Source organism: Uruburuella testudinis (assembly GCF_022870865.1).
Lineage (GTDB): Bacteria > Pseudomonadota > Gammaproteobacteria > Burkholderiales > Neisseriaceae > Neisseria > Neisseria testudinis.
On sequence record NZ_CP091508.1, the window covers coordinates 1,444,238 to 1,462,342 of the forward strand.

General features: G+C 52.8%; 21 protein-coding genes. 14 read left to right on the forward strand and 7 right to left on the reverse strand.

Going from position 1 to position 18,105, the window contains the following annotated elements; all coding sequences use genetic code 11:
• The first annotated feature begins 218 nt into the window (after nt 1-218).
• From era to panB, 6 genes are all read left to right on the forward strand, one after another.
• Nucleotides 219-1,136, forward strand: a complete 918-nt coding sequence (gene era / locus LVJ83_RS06655) for a GTPase Era (RefSeq protein WP_244787510.1) — start codon at nt 219-221, stop codon at nt 1,134-1,136.
• Nucleotides 1,137-1,266: 130 nt separating this feature from the next.
• On the forward strand, nt 1,267-1,839 hold the full coding sequence (gene mnmM / locus LVJ83_RS06660; protein ID WP_244787512.1) for a tRNA 5-(aminomethyl)-2-thiouridylate-methyltransferase MnmM: 573 nt from the start codon (nt 1,267-1,269) through the stop codon (nt 1,837-1,839).
• Nucleotides 1,840-1,987: 148 nt separating this feature from the next.
• Nucleotides 1,988-2,359 carry a SirB2 family protein gene (locus LVJ83_RS06665; RefSeq protein ID WP_244787514.1) on the forward strand — a complete coding sequence of 124 codons (372 nt, stop codon included), beginning with the start codon at nt 1,988-1,990 and terminating at the stop codon, nt 2,357-2,359.
• Between the two features lie 8 nt (nt 2,360-2,367).
• On the forward strand, nt 2,368-2,877 hold the full coding sequence (gene folK, locus LVJ83_RS06670; RefSeq protein ID WP_244787516.1) for a 2-amino-4-hydroxy-6-hydroxymethyldihydropteridine diphosphokinase: 510 nt from the start codon (nt 2,368-2,370) through the stop codon (nt 2,875-2,877).
• Between the two features lie 30 nt (nt 2,878-2,907).
• The gene (locus tag LVJ83_RS06675) at nt 2,908-3,555 is read left to right on the forward strand and encodes a deoxynucleoside kinase (protein WP_244787518.1); all 648 of its coding nucleotides are present in this window, start codon (nt 2,908-2,910) and stop codon (nt 3,553-3,555) included.
• A gap of 210 nt (nt 3,556-3,765) precedes the next feature.
• The gene (panB, locus tag LVJ83_RS06680) at nt 3,766-4,557 is read left to right on the forward strand and encodes a 3-methyl-2-oxobutanoate hydroxymethyltransferase (RefSeq protein ID WP_244787520.1); all 792 of its coding nucleotides are present in this window, start codon (nt 3,766-3,768) and stop codon (nt 4,555-4,557) included.
• Nucleotides 4,558-4,581: 24 nt separating this feature from the next.
• Here panB and LVJ83_RS06685 read toward each other — a convergent pair whose 3' ends face one another.
• On the reverse strand, nt 4,582-4,746 hold the full coding sequence (locus LVJ83_RS06685; RefSeq protein WP_244787522.1) for a hypothetical protein: 165 nt from the start codon (nt 4,744-4,746) through the stop codon (nt 4,582-4,584).
• Nucleotides 4,747-4,817: 71 nt separating this feature from the next.
• Here LVJ83_RS06685 and panC point away from each other — a divergent pair, with 71 nt between their 5' ends.
• The gene (gene panC, locus LVJ83_RS06690) at nt 4,818-5,654 is read left to right on the forward strand and encodes a pantoate--beta-alanine ligase (protein ID WP_244787524.1); all 837 of its coding nucleotides are present in this window, start codon (nt 4,818-4,820) and stop codon (nt 5,652-5,654) included.
• Nucleotides 5,655-5,884: 230 nt separating this feature from the next.
• Here the strand turns inward: panC and LVJ83_RS06695 are convergent, their stop codons facing one another.
• The 3 genes from LVJ83_RS06695 to LVJ83_RS06705 all read right to left on the reverse strand — a co-directional run bounded on the left by LVJ83_RS06695 (nt 5,885) and on the right by LVJ83_RS06705 (nt 8,717).
• Nucleotides 5,885-6,160 carry a helix-turn-helix domain-containing protein gene (locus LVJ83_RS06695; RefSeq protein ID WP_244787526.1) on the reverse strand — a complete coding sequence of 92 codons (276 nt, stop codon included), beginning with the start codon at nt 6,158-6,160 and terminating at the stop codon, nt 5,885-5,887.
• A 118-nt stretch (nt 6,161-6,278) separates the two neighbouring features.
• On the reverse strand, nt 6,279-7,229 hold the full coding sequence (locus tag LVJ83_RS06700) for a bile acid:sodium symporter family protein (RefSeq protein ID WP_244787528.1): 951 nt from the start codon (nt 7,227-7,229) through the stop codon (nt 6,279-6,281).
• A 591-nt stretch (nt 7,230-7,820) separates the two neighbouring features.
• On the reverse strand, nt 7,821-8,717 hold the full coding sequence (locus tag LVJ83_RS06705) for an NAD(P)H-hydrate dehydratase (protein WP_244787530.1): 897 nt from the start codon (nt 8,715-8,717) through the stop codon (nt 7,821-7,823).
• A gap of 232 nt (nt 8,718-8,949) precedes the next feature.
• Here LVJ83_RS06705 and LVJ83_RS06710 point away from each other — a divergent pair, with 232 nt between their 5' ends.
• Nucleotides 8,950-9,609, forward strand: a complete 660-nt coding sequence (locus LVJ83_RS06710; protein WP_244787532.1) for a cytochrome b/b6 domain-containing protein — start codon at nt 8,950-8,952, stop codon at nt 9,607-9,609.
• Nucleotides 9,610-9,734: 125 nt separating this feature from the next.
• On the opposite strand, the gene LVJ83_RS06715 is transcribed toward LVJ83_RS06710, so the two are convergent.
• Nucleotides 9,735-10,265, reverse strand: a complete 531-nt coding sequence (locus tag LVJ83_RS06715; RefSeq protein ID WP_244787534.1) for an inorganic diphosphatase — start codon at nt 10,263-10,265, stop codon at nt 9,735-9,737.
• A gap of 111 nt (nt 10,266-10,376) precedes the next feature.
• Between LVJ83_RS06715 and coq7 the strand changes: the two genes are divergently transcribed.
• Both coq7 and LVJ83_RS06725 read left to right on the forward strand, forming a co-directional pair.
• Nucleotides 10,377-10,997: a 2-polyprenyl-3-methyl-6-methoxy-1,4-benzoquinone monooxygenase gene (coq7, locus tag LVJ83_RS06720; RefSeq protein ID WP_244787685.1), complete on the forward strand. Its 621-nt coding sequence runs from the start codon at nt 10,377-10,379 to the stop codon at nt 10,995-10,997.
• Between the two features lie 435 nt (nt 10,998-11,432).
• The gene (locus tag LVJ83_RS06725) at nt 11,433-11,657 is read left to right on the forward strand and encodes a hypothetical protein (protein ID WP_244787535.1); all 225 of its coding nucleotides are present in this window, start codon (nt 11,433-11,435) and stop codon (nt 11,655-11,657) included.
• A gap of 178 nt (nt 11,658-11,835) precedes the next feature.
• On the opposite strand, the gene LVJ83_RS06730 is transcribed toward LVJ83_RS06725, so the two are convergent.
• Entirely contained in the window at nt 11,836-13,743 is a 1,908-nt protein-coding gene (locus LVJ83_RS06730; protein ID WP_244787537.1) for an ATP-binding cassette domain-containing protein, read from the reverse strand.
• Between the two features lie 143 nt (nt 13,744-13,886).
• Entirely contained in the window at nt 13,887-14,807 is a 921-nt protein-coding gene (locus LVJ83_RS06735) for a LysR family transcriptional regulator (RefSeq protein ID WP_244787539.1), read from the reverse strand.
• Between the two features lie 309 nt (nt 14,808-15,116).
• Here LVJ83_RS06735 and LVJ83_RS06740 point away from each other — a divergent pair, with 309 nt between their 5' ends.
• The 4 genes from LVJ83_RS06740 (at nt 15,117) to LVJ83_RS06755 (ending at nt 18,068) form a co-directional block, all read left to right on the forward strand.
• Nucleotides 15,117-15,437, forward strand: a complete 321-nt coding sequence (locus LVJ83_RS06740) for a DUF485 domain-containing protein (protein ID WP_244787542.1) — start codon at nt 15,117-15,119, stop codon at nt 15,435-15,437.
• Nucleotides 15,434-17,113 carry a cation acetate symporter gene (locus LVJ83_RS06745; protein ID WP_244787544.1) on the forward strand — a complete coding sequence of 560 codons (1,680 nt, stop codon included), beginning with the start codon at nt 15,434-15,436 and terminating at the stop codon, nt 17,111-17,113. Before LVJ83_RS06740 ends, LVJ83_RS06745 begins: the two co-directional genes overlap by 4 nt.
• Nucleotides 17,114-17,276: 163 nt before the next feature.
• Nucleotides 17,277-17,636 carry a hypothetical protein gene (locus tag LVJ83_RS06750; protein ID WP_244787546.1) on the forward strand — a complete coding sequence of 120 codons (360 nt, stop codon included), beginning with the start codon at nt 17,277-17,279 and terminating at the stop codon, nt 17,634-17,636.
• A 6-nt stretch (nt 17,637-17,642) separates the two neighbouring features.
• Nucleotides 17,643-18,068, forward strand: a complete 426-nt coding sequence (locus tag LVJ83_RS06755) for a protein YgfX (RefSeq protein WP_342345086.1) — start codon at nt 17,643-17,645, stop codon at nt 18,066-18,068.
• Nucleotides 18,069-18,105: the final 37 nt, after the last annotated feature.

The following is an 18,105-nucleotide window of genomic DNA, read 5'->3' on the forward strand; positions in this document are numbered from 1 at the left end:
TTTTGCTTTAATAAAATATGTATAGCCCTTATGGCGGGTTTCCGCAAACAGGCCGTCTGAAACGCAATCCAACCGTGTTGGCTCGCCTCAGCTTGAAGAGAAACGGTTTTATTCAAGCCAACCGGCTTCGTACTGCCTGTATTGTTTTTCGGCTGCCTTATCAGCTTATTTTCGTGAAGGCGTTTCAGACGGCCTGTCAAACCGAGAAAGAATCAATAATGAATAATGAATTTCAAATTCCTGATGCCGATGGTTACCGCTGCGGCTTTGTTGCCATTGTCGGCCGCCCCAATGTGGGTAAGTCTACGCTGATGAATCATTTGATCGGCCAGAAAATCAGCATCACCAGCAAAAAAGCACAAACCACGCGCCACAAGGTCACGGGTATTTACACCGACGATACAGCGCAATTGGTGTTTGTTGATACGCCGGGTTTCCAAACCAATCACCGCAACGCGCTCAACGACCGCTTGAATCTGAATGTAACCGAGGCGGTGAGCGGCGTGGATGTGATTGCGTTTGTGATTGAAGCAATGCGTTTTACCGATGCCGACCGCGTGGTATTGAAGCAATTGCCCAAGCATACGCCGGTGTTGCTGGTGGTAAACAAAATCGATAAAGATAAGGCCAAAGACAAATCAGCGCTGGATGCTTTTATTGCCGAAGTGCGCGCCGAATTTGATTTTGCCGGCGCAGAAGTGGTCAGCGCCAAACACGGCCTGCGCATTGCCAATCTGCTCGAAACGCTCAAGCCTTTTCTGCCTGAGAGCATTCCGATGTATCCCGAAGACATGGTTACCGATAAATCCAGCCGTTTTTTGGCGATGGAAATCGTGAGGGAAAAGCTGTTCCGCTATTTGGGCGAAGAGTTGCCGTATGCGATGAATGTGGAGGTGGAGCAGTTTGAAGAAGAGGAAAGCGGCCTTTACAGCATCTATATTGCCGTTTTGGTTGATAAAGACAGCCAAAAAGCGATTTTAATCGGCAAAGGCGGCGAGCGCTTGAAGAAAATTTCTACCGAAGCGCGCTTGGATATGGAAAAGCTGTTCGATACCAAAGTGTTTTTGAAAGTGTGGGTGAAGGTAAAGTCGGGCTGGGCCGACGATATCCGTTTCCTGCGGGAGTTGGGGCTGTAGCGATTGCCGGCAGATACGATGCAAAGGCGCGGTGATTGTTTTAGATTTTCAGACGGCCTGCCGGTTTGAAAAAGTGAACAAGCGCGGTAATGCACCAGGTTGTTTTTTGTATGGATATTAATCTTTTAAAATGAGTGGGATAGACAACATCATCCCTTTTGCCCACAAGCTGTTGCGCGCGGTTTTATCTGAAGGCGGCCGTGCACTCGACGGTACCGCCGGCAATGGTCATGATACGTTGGTGCTGGCGGAGCAGGTGGGGGCAAGCGGCAGGGTTTGGGCATTTGACGTGCAGCCGCAAGCGCTGCAAAATACCTCGGGCCGTCTGAAAGCTGCGGGACTGGATCAGCGTGTGACGCTGGTTTCAGACGGCCATCAACATTTGGCTTGTTACATTGATGAGCCGCTGGATGCGGCAGTATTCAATTTCGGCTGGCTGCCCGGCGGTGATAAAAGCCGCACCACAGAAGCCCCCGCCAGCCTGTGTGCACTCGAAGCGGCGCTGGCCTTGTTGGCGCACGGCGGCTTGCTGGTGGCGGTGCTGTACCCCGGCCACGAAGCGGGGCGGCAGGAAGCGGCAGCAATCGAAAATTGGGCGCAAGCCCTGCCGCAACAGCATTATGCCGTGCTGCGTTACGGTTTTATCAACCGGCAAAACCGGCCGCCTTATCTGCTGGCGATAGAAAAGATGCGCAAGCCGTGAATGTTTGGTTAAAATAATACCCAATCACAAAAGTAAGCTGACAAGGCGGCGAGGCGGGCCAACGCCGTGAGATGATTTTTGTGAATCGGCATAACAAGCGCTATGCCGCAACATACCGCTTAAATATAATCAAAAGAGAACCCGAACCATGCAATATCTGTTTGTCAAACACAGCCATATGCTGTTTGTGGCGGTTACCATTATTTTATTCAACCTGCGTTTTTGGCTGCGTTTTAGCCGCCCTGAAAAACCATTGTCCGGCGTGTTGAAAGTGTTGCCCCATCTGAATGATACGCTGCTGCTGTTTACCGGCTTGTGGCTGATGAAAATCACCCATTTCACACCATTCGGCAACGCCAATTGGCTGGGCGTAAAAATCTTATTGCTGCTGGCCTATATCGGCATCGGCATCATGGCTTTGAAAGCGCCGCCGCGCTCGGCTAAAGCCAATACCGGCTATGTTTTGGGGATGATTTTTGTGCTGACCATTGTTTATCTGGCGCGCTATAAACCATTTTAAACGATATGATGAATACACCGAAACCAGCCGTAATCGCCCTGGGCAGCAATCTGCAAAACCCCGCCGCACAAGTGCGCGCCGCCTTACAGGCCATTGCTGCGCACCCGCAAATCGAATTAAAGCTCACCTCATCGCTTTATCGCACCACGCCAGTGGGCTATGCCGACCAACCTGATTTTGTCAACGCGGTCTGCATTATCCGCACCACGCTCGACAGTAACACCTTGTTGGCGGCATTAAACGCCATCGAGGCGCAGTTCGGACGCCGGCGCAGTTTCCGTAATGCCCCGCGCACATTGGATTTGGATATTATCGATTACAATCACGAAACCAGCGATGATTTGCATCTGACATTGCCGCACCCGCGCGCGCACGAACGCAGCTTTGTGATGCTGCCGCTGGCCGAAATCGCCCCCGATTGCCAAATCGACCGCCATGGCCGCGCCGCTGATTTGGCGGCGGCTTTGGGCAGCGAAGGTATTTGCCGTTTGGATGCAGAGGGCACCGCCGTTGTTTGAACAGGTTTATTTTTTCATACAGGAACCGCTATGGATTACCGTTATATCGTTGTAGAGGGCTCGATCGGCAGCGGCAAATCGGAGCTCAGCCGCCGTTTGGCACAATATTTTGATGCACTGCATCTGACCGAGAGCCCCGAGCGCAACCCTTTTTTGGAGCAGTTTTACCTCAACGCCGCCAATCACGGCTTGGCCACCGAGCTTTATTTTCTGATGCGCCGCGCCGAAGCTGTGGATGCAATCAACACCGAAGAAGAGAAAAACGAGCGCATTATCGCTGATTTTTTGCTGGAAAAAGACCAGATTTTCGTGCCGGTGGTATTGGGCGGGCGTGAGCCGGGTAACGAGCAGACACTGTTTTGGGAAATGAAGCGTAAAATCATGCCTGAATACCCGGTGCCTGATTTGGTGATTTATCTGCAAACTTCGGATGAAGCGGCGCAAAAACGTTTGCAAAAGCGCAACGATGCCACACTGAATTTGTTTCCCGCAGGTTATCTGAGCCAGATTCAAGATGAATACCGGCGCTTTTTCCATCTTTATCAAAATGCCCCCCTGCTGATTGCCAATGCCGACGAGCTGGATTTTGCCGGCAACGACGATCATTTTGAAATGCTGTTGCGCGCCATGAGCAACATGCAGGGCAGCCGGCATTATTTGAATTTAAACGAAGTATAACGGCATGCCTATTCATTAACCTAAGCAGGCAGAGGGGGCAACACGTCGAGCCAGCGTTATGAATCGGTTTCAGACGGCATCGGCATGCGCATTTGCCCAATCTGCACGCAGGCAGCATACCGATATCTACAGGCGCTTGAAATTGTGCCGAATAATGCCATATTTAGTTGCGTTTAACACACAGGCCGTCTGAAGGCCGCAAGGAAGCTCATGATTACCGTCAACACCCTGCAAAAAATGAAAAACGAAGGCGAAAAAATCGCCATGCTTACCTGCTATGAGGCCAGCTTTGCCGCTTTGATGGAAGCGGCCGGCGTGGATGTTTTGCTGGTGGGTGATTCGCTCGGCATGGCCGTGCAGGGGCAGGCCTCTACTTTGCCGGTCAGCCTGCAAGAGATGTGCTACCACACCGCCGCCGTGGCACGCGGCAGCCGCCAGGCCATGATTGTGGCCGATTTGCCGTTCGGCGCTTATCAGCAGAGCAAAGAGCAGGCATTTGCCGCAGCAGCCGAGCTGATGGCGGCCGGTGCGCACATGGTCAAACTCGAAGGCGGCGTGTGGATGGCCGAAACCACCGAATTTCTGCAACTGCGCGGTATTCCCGTGTGCGCACATATCGGCCTGACGCCGCAGTCGGTGCATGCTTTCGGCGGCTACCGCGTACAAGGCAAGGGCGATAAAGCCGAAGCCTTGCTCAATGATGCCAAAGCTCATGAAGCTGCCGGTGCGGCAATCGTGTTAATGGAATGCGTGCCCGCCGAATTGGGCAAACACGTTACCGAAAGTGTGGCTTGCCCCACCATCGGTATCGGCGCAGGTGTGGATTGCGACGGCCAAGTATTGGTGATGCACGATATGCTCGGCATATTTCCCGGCAAAACCGCGAAGTTTGTGAAAAACTTTATGGAAGGCCAAACCAGTATTCAGGCAGCGGTTGCGGCGTATGTGGATGCAGTAAAAGCGAAAACCTTCCCGGCGGCAGAGCATACATTCAGTGCATAAGCTGATTATTTCTATTCATATTTTTCAGACGGCCCGGTCAGGAGACCCTAGGGTGTCCTGACAATTCGATTTACGGGTGTATTTTGCCCCTGAAAACGCATCTGCTGCGTTAAAAAGCCTCGCAAGATGTCCAATCTTGCTGCGTTTTTTGCCTGGCATCTGCATTTTCAGGAACAAAAATCCCCTCATAAACAAATTGTCCGGACACCCTATGCCGTCTGAAAACCATTAACCGATTTTATTTTACAGATTGCCAAATCATGCAAATCATTCATACCATCCGAGAGCTGCGCGAATGGCGCAAAACCGCCGGCCGTGTGGCCTTTGTGCCTACTATGGGCAATCTTCACGAAGGCCATCTGGCGCTGGTGCGGGAAGCGCGGCAACGTGCCGATCATGTGGTGGTCAGCATTTTTGTTAACCGCCTGCAATTCGGTCAGGGCGAAGATTTTGATCAATATCCGCGTACTTTGCAACAAGATGCCGACAAACTCAAAGGCGAGGGCGTGGCGGTGGTGTTTGCTCCTGATGAAAAAGAGCTTTATCCGCGTGTGGAACAACGCTACAACGTAGAACCACCGCATTTGCAAAACGAGCTTTGCGGCGCTTTCCGCCCCGGCCATTTCCGCGGCGTGGCAACGGTGGTGAGCAAACTCTTTAATATCGTGCAGCCTGAAGTGGCCTGTTTCGGCAAAAAAGATTACCAGCAGCTAGCGATTATCAAAGGTTTTGTGGCTGATTTGAATGTGAATGTCGAGATTGTGCCGGTCGATACCGGCCGCGCTTCAGACGGCCTGGCATTGTCCAGCCGCAATCAGTATCTGAGCGAAGCCGAACGAGCCGAAGCGCCGCGCCTTTATCGAGAGTTGATGGCGATGGCGCAAGCCGTTAAAGGCGGTAATCTGGCTTATGCCGAGCTGGAAAATACCGCCCGAGCACATTTGGAAGCGGCAGGTTGGGCGGTAGACTATATCGAAATACGCCATGCCGACAGCTTGGAAGTGGCGCATGCGGGCGATAAAAATGTGGTGATATTGGCCGCCGCGCGTTTGGGCAAAACCCGCCTGATCGACAATATCGAAGTCAGACAAGATTAAAGTTGCCGGCCGGGCTGGGGTGCTCTGACTATTTGATTTATCGGGAATTTTTCCTAAAGCGCATCTGTCGTGTTAAAAAGCCTCGCAAGATGTCCAATCTTGCTGCGTTTTTTGCCTGGCATTTGCATTTTCAGGAACAAAAATCCCCTTATAAACGAATTGTCAGAATACCCTAGCGTAAAAAACGACGGCTCTGCAAGGTTTCGGTTTGTATGTTCAGACGGCAGCATTTATTTCATCATTTCCAAGCGCGCTTGTGGCGGCAGCAGCAATTGATAAGCCGGAATATGCAGCGCTGCGGCGATTTTTTCGATGTTGGATAGGGCAATATTCCAGCGCTTGCGTTCGACGGCGGAAACATAGGTGCGGTCCAGCCCGCATTGCCGCGCCAGCTCTTCTTGCGACCAGCCTTTGTTTACCCGAAAAAGGCGCATATTGTAAGCCAGCACGGCGCGCAAATCGGCTTCATCGGGCAGCTCGGTGGGGGCGGTGATTTTGTTGGCCATTGCCGTTCCTCGGGTTGTTTGCTTTAACGGATTTTACTTCACGTTTTGTATAAAATAAAGGCCGTCTGAAAGATTTGGCAGGTTCGCCAATCATTCAGACGGCCTTTGAATGGATATTTCAGCTGCGTTTGGCCGCATCGCTTTTTTCTGCTTTGGCCGACCAATAAGAAGCCAGCAGCGAGCCGGAGATATTGTGCCACACGCTGAAAATGGCGCTGGGCACGGCGGCAAGCGGTGAAAAATAGGCGGCGGCCAATGCGGCGCCGAGGCCTGAATTCTGCATGCCCACTTCGATTGATAAGGTTTTTTGCGCATCATAAGGCAGCTTGAGCAGCTTGGCGGTAAAAAAGCCGAGCAGGTAGCCGATGGTGTTGTGCAGAATCACCACGCCGAAAATCAGTAGGCCGCTTTCGGCAATTTTCGGTTTGCTGGCGCCCACTACCGCACCGACAATCAGCACAATCGCTACTACTGAAATCAGCGGCAAAAGCTCCGATGCCGCTTCGGTTTGCTTTTTAAACAACACATGTGCGAGCACGCCCAAAACAATCGGCAGCAGCACCATTTTCAAAATTGATACAAACATTGCGGCAGCGGAAATATCCAGCCATTGGTGGGCCAGCAGGTAAAACACCGCCGGTGTGAGCACCGGGGCAAGCAGGGTGGAAATCGACGTAACCGCCACTGAGAGCGCCACATTGCCGCGCGCCAGATAGGTAATCACGTTTGAAGAGGTGCCGCCCGGGCAGGAACCGACCAAAATCACGCCGATGGCGATTTCGGCTGGCAGATTGAGGCCGACAGCCAGCGCATAAGCCACCAGCGGCATAATCACAAACTGCGCCGCCACGCCGATAATCACGGCTTTGGGGTGGCGGCCGAGAATATTGAAATCAGTCGGCGAGAGAGTTAAACCCATGCCGAACATCACGATGCCCAGCAGCCACGGGATAAACGGAAGCACCCATTTGAAGGTTTCAGGCGCCACAAATGCAACAACGGCAAACAGCGCCGCCCACAGAGCGAAAGTTTTACCGACAAAGCGGCTGAGTGTGATGAAAGCGTTCATAAAAAAATAAGGTCAAAAAATAAAGTCAAAAAAGGATAAAGCATACGCTGATTTGCGGGCAAGTTAAAGATTTATGGTGCAAATAACTTTGCAGGAGGCTGTGCCTGCAAATGGAAGGTTATTCGGGCGCCATAGCGATTCATTATTTTGATGACAAAAAATTCTGAATTGTCAGGACACCCTAGGGTGTCCTGACGTGTCGATTTACGGGTGCTTTTGCCCCTGAAAACGCATCTGCTGCGTTAAAAAGCCTCGCAAGATGTCCAATCTTGCTGCGTTTTTTGCCTGGCATCTGCATTTCCAGGAACAAAAATCCCCTCATAAACGACACATCAGGACACCCTAGCGGTGGCTTGTTTGTGCTCAAAGAGATCTGGTTTCGCGATAGAAACGGCAATTAAGTAACTGCATTTTTAAATCAATCTAAGTGTTTCAAAAAAGAAATTAATAAAATATTTTTAGAATTAAAATGACCGAATTTATAAGGCGCTGAGGCGCCAAGTTCACCGGCCCGGCAAGTGTGTACTGTTTTCGGCCCGCCTGGTTCGCTTACTTTTGTGAATGGGCATGATTCTGGATGACCCAAATGCTCTATGCCGTCTGAACGGCGGCAATCATGCGGTTGCGCAGCCAGCGCGCGGCGGCGGCAAGTTCGCCGGCCAGCATGCCGATTTCGCCGATGCCCGAATCGCGCAACACATCGGCCGCCGCACCATGAAGCCATACACCGCCGCAAACTGCTTCGCCGACCGGCACGCCTTGTGCCAGCAAACTGCCGATGATGCCGCTTAATACATCGCCGCTGCCTGCGGTGGCCAAGCCGGGGTTGCCGCTGCGGTTGATGTATTCGCTGCCGTTGGGGCTGCATACAATGGTGTGGCGGCCTTTCAATACCGTGTGAGCATGAAATTTTTGGGCGATCTGGCGGGCGGCGGCACTGCGATCAGCTTGTATGGCAGCTGTGGTGCAGCTGAGCAGGCGGGCGGCTTCGGCAGGGTGGGGCGTGAGCACCAGTGGGGTTTGCCGCACGGCTTGATCGGCCAAATCGGGGTGATGTGCCAAGAGGGTGAGTGCATCGGCATCAAGCAGCAACGGCGCCGCGCGGCATGCGGCCAATTGCGCGCGCAATAAGGTAACAGAGGTGCTGCCTAAACCCAGCCCGCAGCCGAGCACCCAAGCGCCGATATCTTGCCGCTGCTGCAAACCGGCGGCGGTGTCCAGCATGATTTCGGGGCGTTCAGGAATCACCGGAAACGGCAGTGCCTTTTGATTGAAACCTGCCCATACCTTGCCGCAGCCGCTGTAAATGGCGGCAGAGGCAGCAAGCACAACGGCGCCGCTCATGCCTTCGGCCCCACCGATCACGGCCAGCGTGCCGTAAGTGCCTTTATGGCTTTCTTCGGCGCGCGGGGCGAAAATATGGGGGAAGTGCCCGGCGTTTTGCAAAAGCGTGTCGAAGTGTGTAACACGGTAGGGGCTTGAAAACATGATGATTCTCTGAAATAAATTGGTTACAATACGGAATGCGGGCGGTTTTTCATACCCATTCAAAAAAGTAAGCTGGCAAAGCGGTAAACCGAAGACAGTGTCGGTAAGAGGGCTGGTTGACAGGGTGCTTCAATGCCTTAGCGAAACCAGTCCTTTTCGGGCTCGTTATTTTTGTGTATGGGTATAAGGCCGTCTGAAACCCACTATCATCATATAAGAATGAAAGCAGATTATGAAGCAAAAACTGAAAGTATGGGATTTGCCCACACGCCTGTTTCACTGGGCTTTGGTGTCGGTATTGGCGTTTATGTGGTATAGCGGCGAAACCGGCGGCAATCTGATGGCCTGGCATTTGCGTTGCGGCCTGCTGATTCTGGCGCTGTTGGTGTTCCGCATCTGTTGGGGTTTTTGGGGCAGCGATACCGCGCGTTTCAGTCAGTTTGTGCGCGGCCCGGCGCAGATTAAGCGCTATTTGAAAGGCGATCTGACCGAAAACGAACAGCCCGGCCACAACCCTTTAGGGGCGTTGATGGTGTTGGCGCTGCTGGCTGCGTTGGCAGTGCAGCTGCTGAGCGGCTTGTTTGCCAGCGATGAAAATATGTGGCTCTACAACGGCTATCTCAACAGCCTGATCAGCAGTGAGGCGGGAGCGGCTGCCCGCAGCATCCACATTGTGTTTTTTAATGTATTACTGGCGCTGGCGGCGGTGCATGTGTTGGCGGTGTTGCTGTATCAATTGGTGAAGAAACACAATCTGATTGCGCCGATGTTCAGCGGCCGCAAAACGCTGGAAGGCAGGCTGCCGGAGCTGAAGTTTGCCGGTATCGGCAAATTTGCTGCCGCTGTGGCGGTGGCGGTGGCGGTGATTGCGATGGTGGCGAATGCCGGTTGAGTGTTGCTGCCGATATTTTCAGACGGCCTCAAGCAGCATATTTCAGGTGGTTTGAAATAAAAAGGTTATAAAATCAAGGCCGTCTGAAAGTATATTTTCAGACGGCCTTAAAATTGTTCAATGGTTTATCGGTTGTTCCAGCGTTCGATAGATTCTTTAATCACTGCTTTGGCTTCCGCCACATCGCCCCAGCTTTCCACTTTGGTGGAACCCGGTTTTTTCAGGGCTTTGTAGTTATTGAAGTGGAATTCGATTTGCTTGATTAACTGCTGCGGCAAATCGGCCAGGCTGTTGTAGGCGTTGCCGCTGTTGCGGTCGTCGGCGGGCACGCACACGATTTTGTCGTCTACTTCGCCGTCATCCACAAATTTCATCACGCCGATGACTTTGGCTTCCAAAAACACGCCGGTGGCCAAGGGCTGCTCGGTAATCAGCAAAACATCCAGCTCGTCGCCGTCTTCATCAAGCGTTTGCGGAATAAAGCCGTAGTTGGTGGGCTTGGCGAAAATGGCAGGCTCTACGCGGTCGAGCTGAAAAGCGGCTACTTTGCGGTTCCATTCGATTTTGTGGCAGCTGCCGGCGGGGATTTCGTTAACGACATTGATGATGCCGCCGTCTACATCGCCGGGCGTCAGAATTTGGTTAAAATCAGCCATAATGTTTCCTTGAAAAAAGATGTCGGACGGGCGGGAGTATAGCAGGTTTTCAGACGGCCTGACACGCGGTTATAATGGCAGACTGATTTTCAATTATTAGGAACCGCCATGTTGGCCGAAAAGCTGATTCCCCATTTCGACACGGTGTTGCGCACCCTGTTTGCACCTGCCGTTTCTTCACGCCCCTATCCTGATGCAGGGTTGGAAGAGGGCGCATTGAGTGATACAGAAAAGCAGCATGCGCTCGGCCTGATGCGGGTAAACCATGTCGGCGAAGTGTGCGCCCAAGCGCTGTATCAGGGGCAGGCGCTGACGGCGCGCGACAAAACCAACCGTGAAGCGCTGCAACACGCTGCCGATGAGGAAGTGGAGCATCTGGCCTGGACGGAAAAACGCGTGAAAGAATTGGGCGGCCGCACCAGCCTGCTCAATCCGCTCTGGTATGCCGGCTCGCTCGCCATCGGTGTGGGCGCAGGCTTGTTGGGCGACAAATGGAATCTGGGCTTTTTGGAAGAAACCGAAAAACAGGTTACTGCCCATTTGGAAGCGCATTTGCAAGGCTTACCTGCGCAGGATGTCAAAAGCCGCGCAATTGTGGCGCAGATGCGGCTGGATGAAATGCAGCATGCTGAAATGGCCCATGATTTCGGCGCCGCCCCCTTGCCGTTGCCGGTGAAAGAGATGATGAAGCTGAGTTCGAAAGTGATGACTGCCATCAGTTACCGGATTTGATGGATACGAAAGAGGCACAACAGGCCGTCTGAAACCGATGTTTCAGACGGCCTGTTGCTATATGGCCGTTTAATTTGAGCATCATATGAAGCCGCAGGCTGAAAACAATGAATCCGCTTATGTTTAAAATTCAAATACATATATTTTATAAATAAGAACTATTATTAAAATATATGAATTTTGAAAAATTCATTTGAAATTAAAATTGGCTGTCATTATGCCTGTTTGATATGCTGAGTGTATGGCGAAACCACTCGATATGCAGCGGAAAGCCGCGTGTGGTGCGGTTATACGCAGTGGGCGGTTGCGTCATGAAAAACATGCGGTGGTTTGACAAAATGCATGGCCGTGAGGCAGGCCTGCTTGTGATAAGGCAGTTGCCGGGCGGATATTTTTGCCAAATAACCCTGTTTCCCTCAATTTTTTTAGGAGCGTATGATGAAAGTAATCAGTAAAATCGTTGCATTGACTTTGGTATCTGCCGGATTGGCAGCACCTTTAACAGCTGCTGCCATGGGCAATGCGCCGGTTGTCGAGTATGACGGTTCGGGTTGGTGCACGAAAGAATATAACCCGGTGCCTTATGTTACCAAAGAGGGAAACACCATCACGGCACCGAATCCGTGCATTGCTGCGGCTTGGAAAGCGCAAGGCCGTTAAGCATTTCCGACCATTTGTTGGTGGGGCGAAAATACCTGTCAATCGAATGGTCGGCATGTCGGCTTCGGCTGTTATAAAACCGGCAATAAACTAAGGTAGCCCGACCATTCAGAATTGCTAGAGTGTTCTGAATGGTCGGGCTACCTTAGTTTGTTGCCGGCTTGTTTTTGAAAATGAATCAGTCGGTTTGCACGCCGTTTTGTTTGGCTTCGAGCCATTCCCAGCGTTCGAGTTTCTCCAGCAGCAGCATTTCGATTTCTTCGGCACGCTGTTGCAGCTGGGCGGCTTTTTCGTATTCTTTGAAAATATCGGGATCGGCCAGTTGCCTGTTTAAGTCGGCTTGCTCGGTTTCGAGAGCCGCCAATTCATCGGGCAGGCCGTCAAGTTCGCGCTGTTCTTTATAAGAAAGTTTTACGGTGCGGTTGGTTTTTGGTTTGGTTTTTTCCGGCTCTGAGGCCGTCTGAAGTTTGGGGGCAGCGGCTTTTTCTTCGCGGGTTTTGGCGTCGATATAATCCTGGTAGCCGCCGATGTATTCTTTCAGACGGCCTTCTCCTTCAAATACAATGCTTTGGGTAATCACATTGTCGAGAAACATCCGGTCGTGGCTGACCAGAAACACCGTGCCTTGATAATCGCGCAATAATTCTTCCAACAGCTCTTGGGTGTCGATGTCCAAATCATTGGTCGGCTCGTCGAGCACCAGAATGTTGGCGGGACGGGTAAACAGTTTGGCCAGCAGCAGGCGGTTGCGCTCGCCGCCGGAGAGTGAAGAAACGGGGCTTTGCGCGCGGGCGGGGTGGAAGAGGAAATCTTCCAGATAGCTCATCACGTGTTTTTTCCTGCCGCCGATTTCGACATAATCGTTGCCTTGGCCGAGGGTGTAGAACACGGTGTCGTTTTCGTTCAGGGCGCTGCGGAATTGGTCGAAATAGGCCACTTCTTGTTTGCTGCCGAGGCGAATTTTGCCGAATGTGGGCTGCAATTCGCCCAAAATCAGCTTTAAAAAGGTGGTTTTGCCGATGCCGTTGGGGCCGATCAGGCCGATTTTGTCGCCGCGCTGAATAATGGCGGTGAAGCGTTCCATGATTTTTTTGCTGTCGTATTGAAACGAAGCATCTTCCAGCTCGGCGATGATTTTGCCGCTTTTTTCGCCGGCGGCCAGTTTGAAGTTGACCTGGCCTTGCACGTTGCGGCGCTCGGCGCGTTGTTTGCGTAATTCTTCCAAACGCTTTACACGGCCTTCGTTGCGGGTGCGGCGCGCTTCGATGCCTTTGCGTATCCAAACTTCTTCTTGGGCGTGGAATTTGTCGAACAGGCGGTTGTGTTCGGCTTCTACGGCCAGCTCTTCGGCTTTTTTCTCGCTGTATTTGGAAAACGAGCCGGGATAGCTGCGCAGCGTGCCGCGGTCGAGCTCGACGATGCGGCCGGCGATGTTGTCGAGAAAACGGCGGTCGTGGGTGATGACCACCATGCTGCCGGCAAACTGTTTGAGCAGGTTTTCCAGCCAGATAATCGCATCGATGTCGAGATGGTTGGTGGGCTCGTCCAGCAGCAGTACATCAGGTTTCTGCACCCAGGCCTGCGCCAGCGCCAGCCGCTTTTTCTGGCCGCCTGAAAGGTTGCCGATTAATTCGTTTTCGGGCAGCCCCAATTCGCCGATGGTTTGGCGGATGGCGGCGTCAAACTGCCAGCCGTCTTGCGCTTCGATCTGGCTTTGCAATTCGTTTAATTCTTTAAACAGTGCATCATCTTGGCTGCTTTCGAGTGCGTGGCTGATTTGGTGATAGCGGCGCAAAACATCGCGCAAGCCGCCCAGCCCTTCGGATACGGCATCGAATACGCTGGTTTGCGGGTCGAAAAAACTTTCTTGCGGCACGTAAACAATTTTAAGGCCGTTTTGAATGATGATTTGGCCGTCATCGAGTTTTTGCACACCGGCAATGATTTTCAGAAATGAGGATTTGCCTGCGCCGTTGCGGCCGATCAGGCCGATTTTTTCGCCGCTGTCGAGCTGAAAAGCGGCATGGTCGAGCAGGGCGACGTGGCCGACGGCGAAAGAGGCGTTTTCTACTTGCAGGATGTTCATAAGGTAAAGGCTTGCGTGGCAAAACGCGTATTTTAACCGATTTTACGGCTTTAAACGATAAACCCGAGCAGGCCGTCTGAAAGGATAAGGGGAGGCCGTCTGAAAACAGCAGATGCTTTTCAGACGGCCTCAAATTGGCAGTGTTAGTCGATTTCTTGTTGGAAGCCGCCCATTAACGGCGTGTCGAGCGCCCAAACGGTTTCGATGCAGCTTTTGAGCAGATCGAGGGAGGGGTCGGCTTCGTATTCGTCGAGATAAATAAAGCTCAACGGCAGGGTTTGGCGGTATTCGTCGAGAATGGTCAGCGGTTTGCCGCTGTCCCATGCGGCTTCGGCTTTGTGCGAGGGCACCATGGCAACGCCCACGCCTTGGCAGACAAGGTCGATGATGGTTTGCGGATAGTCGCAGATAATTTGCTGTTTGGGGGCGATTTTGTGTTTGCGCCAAAATTGCTGCAAATGTTTGCGGCTGCCTGATGTGCCCGACATTTCAATCCAGGCGCATTGGCCGAGGCTGGCGGGCAAGCCGTTTTGAATGGCTTGGGCTTGGTCGGCGGCACAAATCAGCGAATAATGGATGTCTTCGAGAAACACGCTGCGCAGGCCGCGGTGGATGACCGGGCCGAGAAAAAAACCGCCGTGCAGCTGTTTGGCCAGCACGCGCTGCTCGATTTCGCCGCTCATGCCGTATTGGATATGCAGTTGGATATCGGGGTCGCGGCGCAGGATTTCTTGGGTCAGGCGGGTGATTTTGGCCGGATCGGCCGGGTGGATCAGGCCGAGCTCGGCGTGGGCGATATAATGTTCGGCCAGGGTTTTGGCAAAGCAGTCGAGCTTGTGGTGCTGTTGCAGCAGCGCTTCGGCTTCGGGCAGAAAAACTTCGCCGGCCAGGGTGAGCGTCATACCGTTGGTGTTGCGTTTGAACAGGGTAACGTCGAGGCTTTTTTCGATGGCCTTGATTTGGGCGGATACGGCAGGTTGGGAAAGATGCAGCCGTTCGGCAGCCTGGGTGAGGTTGCCGATATGGGCGACTACAGTAAAGGTTTTGAGTTGGGTGTAGTCCATGCGGTTCTCTTAATTTCTCTATTAATAATATAGGCGCTGCTGCCGCCGGGCCGGGGTGTGCGAAACGGAGCGGCCGTTTGGTGTAAGTGGTTTTCTTTGCGCTTTTTAACATATTTCAGGGCCGACTGGAAGAGTTTTTACTCTGAAATAGTGCTTTTAAATCAATTTGCTTGCTGATGCCCATCAGCGAGGCAAATAGCGGCTATCAGAAAATAAATTGGCCGAAAGATTTGCAAAAGCATTTAAATCAGAATAAGTTAAACAATGAGCCGGGCGCTGCTCGGCGAATGAAAATAAAGGAGCGGCAGAATGGATAAGCAGACGGCGCAAAAAGTGCTCTCTCATCCCAAATTTCAAAAAATGGCGGCGCAAAAAGCGGTGTTGGGCTGGCTGTTTTCGGCTGTGATTTTTACGGTGTATGTGGCGTTTATTTTGTTTATCGGCATCAGCCCGCAGGTGTTTGCCACGCCGGTGGCGCCGGGCAGCGTAACCACTTGGGGCATTTATGTGGGGCTGTTTGTGATTGTGTTTTCCGTTGTATTGACCGGCGTGTATGTGTATATCGCCAACGGCAAATTCGAGCAGGCGACACGGGAAGTGGTGCGGGAAGTCATGGAGATAGAAAAATGACCAAGCAGATAGCCGTTTTGATGGCGGCATTGTGGGCAAACGGCGCTTGGGCGGCCGATGTGGTGGCGGGAGCGGTGCAGCGGCGGCCTCTGAATGTGGCGGCGGTGGTGATGTTTTTTATTTTTGTGGGCGCCACGCTTTATATCACCAAGTGGGCGGCGGGGCAAAATAAGTCGTCGAAAGATTTTTACACGGCCGGCGGCGGTATTTCCGGTTTTCAAAACGGGCTGGCGATTGCGGGTGATTATATGTCGGCCGCTTCGTTTTTGGGCATTTCTGCGATGGTGTTTACGCGCGGTTACGATGGGTTGATTTATTCAACCGGCTTTTTGGTGGGCTGGCCGTTGGTGTTGTTTTTGGTGGCCGAACGCTTGCGCAATTTGGGCAAATTTACCTTTGCCGATGTGGTGGCTTACCGTTTGCGGCAGACACCGGTGCGCCTGTTGGCGGCCTCGGGCTCGTTGTTGGTGGTGGTTTTGTATCTGATTGCGCAAATTGTGGGGGCGGGCAAGCTGATTCAGCTGTTGTTTGGTATGAGCTATCTTTCGGCGGTGTTGATTGTGGGTGTGTTGATGGTGGCTTATGTGTTGTTTGGCGGAATGTTGGCGACCACTTGGGTGCAGACGATTAAGGCGGTGCTGCTGCTCAGCGGCGCCACTTTTATGGCGTTTATGATTATGAAAAGCGCCGGATTCAGCATGGAAAGCATGTTTGCCCGTGCTGCCGCCGTGCATGAGCAGGGGGCGGCCATCATGAGGCCGGGCGGCTTGGTCGGCGACCCGGTGGATGCTTTGTCGCTGGGGTTGGCGCTGATGTTCGGCACGGCCGGGCTGCCGCATATTCTGATGCGTTTTTTTACTGTGCCCGATGCCAAACAGGCGCGTAAATCGGTGTTTGTGGCCACGGGGTTTATCGGCTATTTTTATATTCTGACTTTTATTATTGGTTTTGGCGCGATTATTTTTGTGACGCAGGATAACCCTGAGTTTTTCCAAACCATGCAGCGCGAGGGTAAAACGGTGGTGGAAATGATCGGCGGCACCAATATGGCGGCGGTGCACCTCTCTGAAGCCTTGGGCGGTAATTTGTTTCTCGGCTTTATTTCTGCGGTGGCGTTTGCCACCATTTTGGCGGTGGTGGCGGGGTTGACGCTTTCGGGGGCGTCGGCGGTGAGCCATGATATTTATGCTTCGGTAATCCGTAAGGGGCAGGCCACTTCTGTGGAGGAAATGCGGGTGTCGCGTGCAACGGTGTTGGTGCTGGGCTTGGCGGCTATTGTTTTCGGGCTGATGTTTGAAAATCAGAATATCGCATTCATGGTGGGCTTGGCGTTTGCTGTGGCGGCTTCGGCCAATTTTCCGATTTTGATGTTGTCGATGTTTTGGAAAGGTTTGACCACGCGCGGTGCGGTTGCCGGCGGTTTCAGCGGTTTGCTGTTGGCGTTGGTGCTGATTATTCTGGGGCCGGGAGTGTGGGTGCAGGTGCTGCACTATGAAACACCGGTGTTCCCCTATGGCAATCCGGCGCTGTTCAGCATTCCGACGGCGTTTGTTATGGCTTGGCTGTTTTCGGTTACCGACCGCTCCGAAGCGGCCGGGCAAGACCGTGCGGGTTATGAAGCGCAGTATGTGCGTTCGATGACCGGCATCGGCTCGGAAGAAGCTTCGGATCATTAGACTGCCGTTTGCTTGTTCCGGCCGGATACAGGCCGTCTGAAAGCAGAAATATCCGGTAGCGGCATGCGGTGTGATGATGTGTGTATGCCTGCCGGAAAATATCGTTTCAGACGGCCTGTATATTTAGTACAATGCCGTCTGAAACGATTTTGAAGGAAGCATCATGTATTTTGTAGACCGCACCGCAGTGGTATTGAAACCTACCGTTAAATTTCTCGAATGGCTCAAAAGCCTGGACGACGATATGCCCGAACTGACCATCGAGCAGCTGCGCACCAATTGCTCGGTATATCTGATTCCCGAATTCGATGAGCCGGAAGCGGCGGTTTCGTATTTTGACGAGCGCTATCAGGAAATCTTCCGGGCCGAGCTGGCCGCGTGGGATACCTTGGAGGACAACTGGCCGCAAGACATGAGCTTGAAAGCGTTTTGGGAATATTTCGATATTGAAATCCACGACATGGTGCTCGATATGGAAGAGGGCGACATGAACGTCAGCCCTGTGTTTGACAACATGATGTAAGCCGTGATGCAGCAGGCATTTCAGACGGCCTTGAGGCCTTCCCGAGCAGGATGCATCATCGTTGTGTTGCTGCATGCAGCCGCAGTTTGGCTGTGTTTGACCGCCTTTTACGGCCTGATGCGCTGGGCGGGTTTGCTGCTGCTGGTTATCAGCTTGGTGTGGGCATGGCGGGTGCAAACCATGCAGCAGGCCGGCGCGGTGTTTAAAATCGCCGTAAACCGAGAAGGGCGGGCGGTGGTGTTTGTGGGCGACAGCCAAACCGCGTTTGCTGCCCGGCTGGCCGCCGGCAGCCTGATTGCCCGGCGGGCTTTGTTTTTAAAATGGGACCTTGGCGACCGCATCATCCGCCATTGCGTGCTGCCCGACATGACCGACAGCGAAAGCTACCGCCGTTTGGCGGTTTGGGCAAAGTGGGGGCAGCCTAAAAATTAATGCCGTCTGAAAGGTATGCTCTGCCATGCTTTCAGAC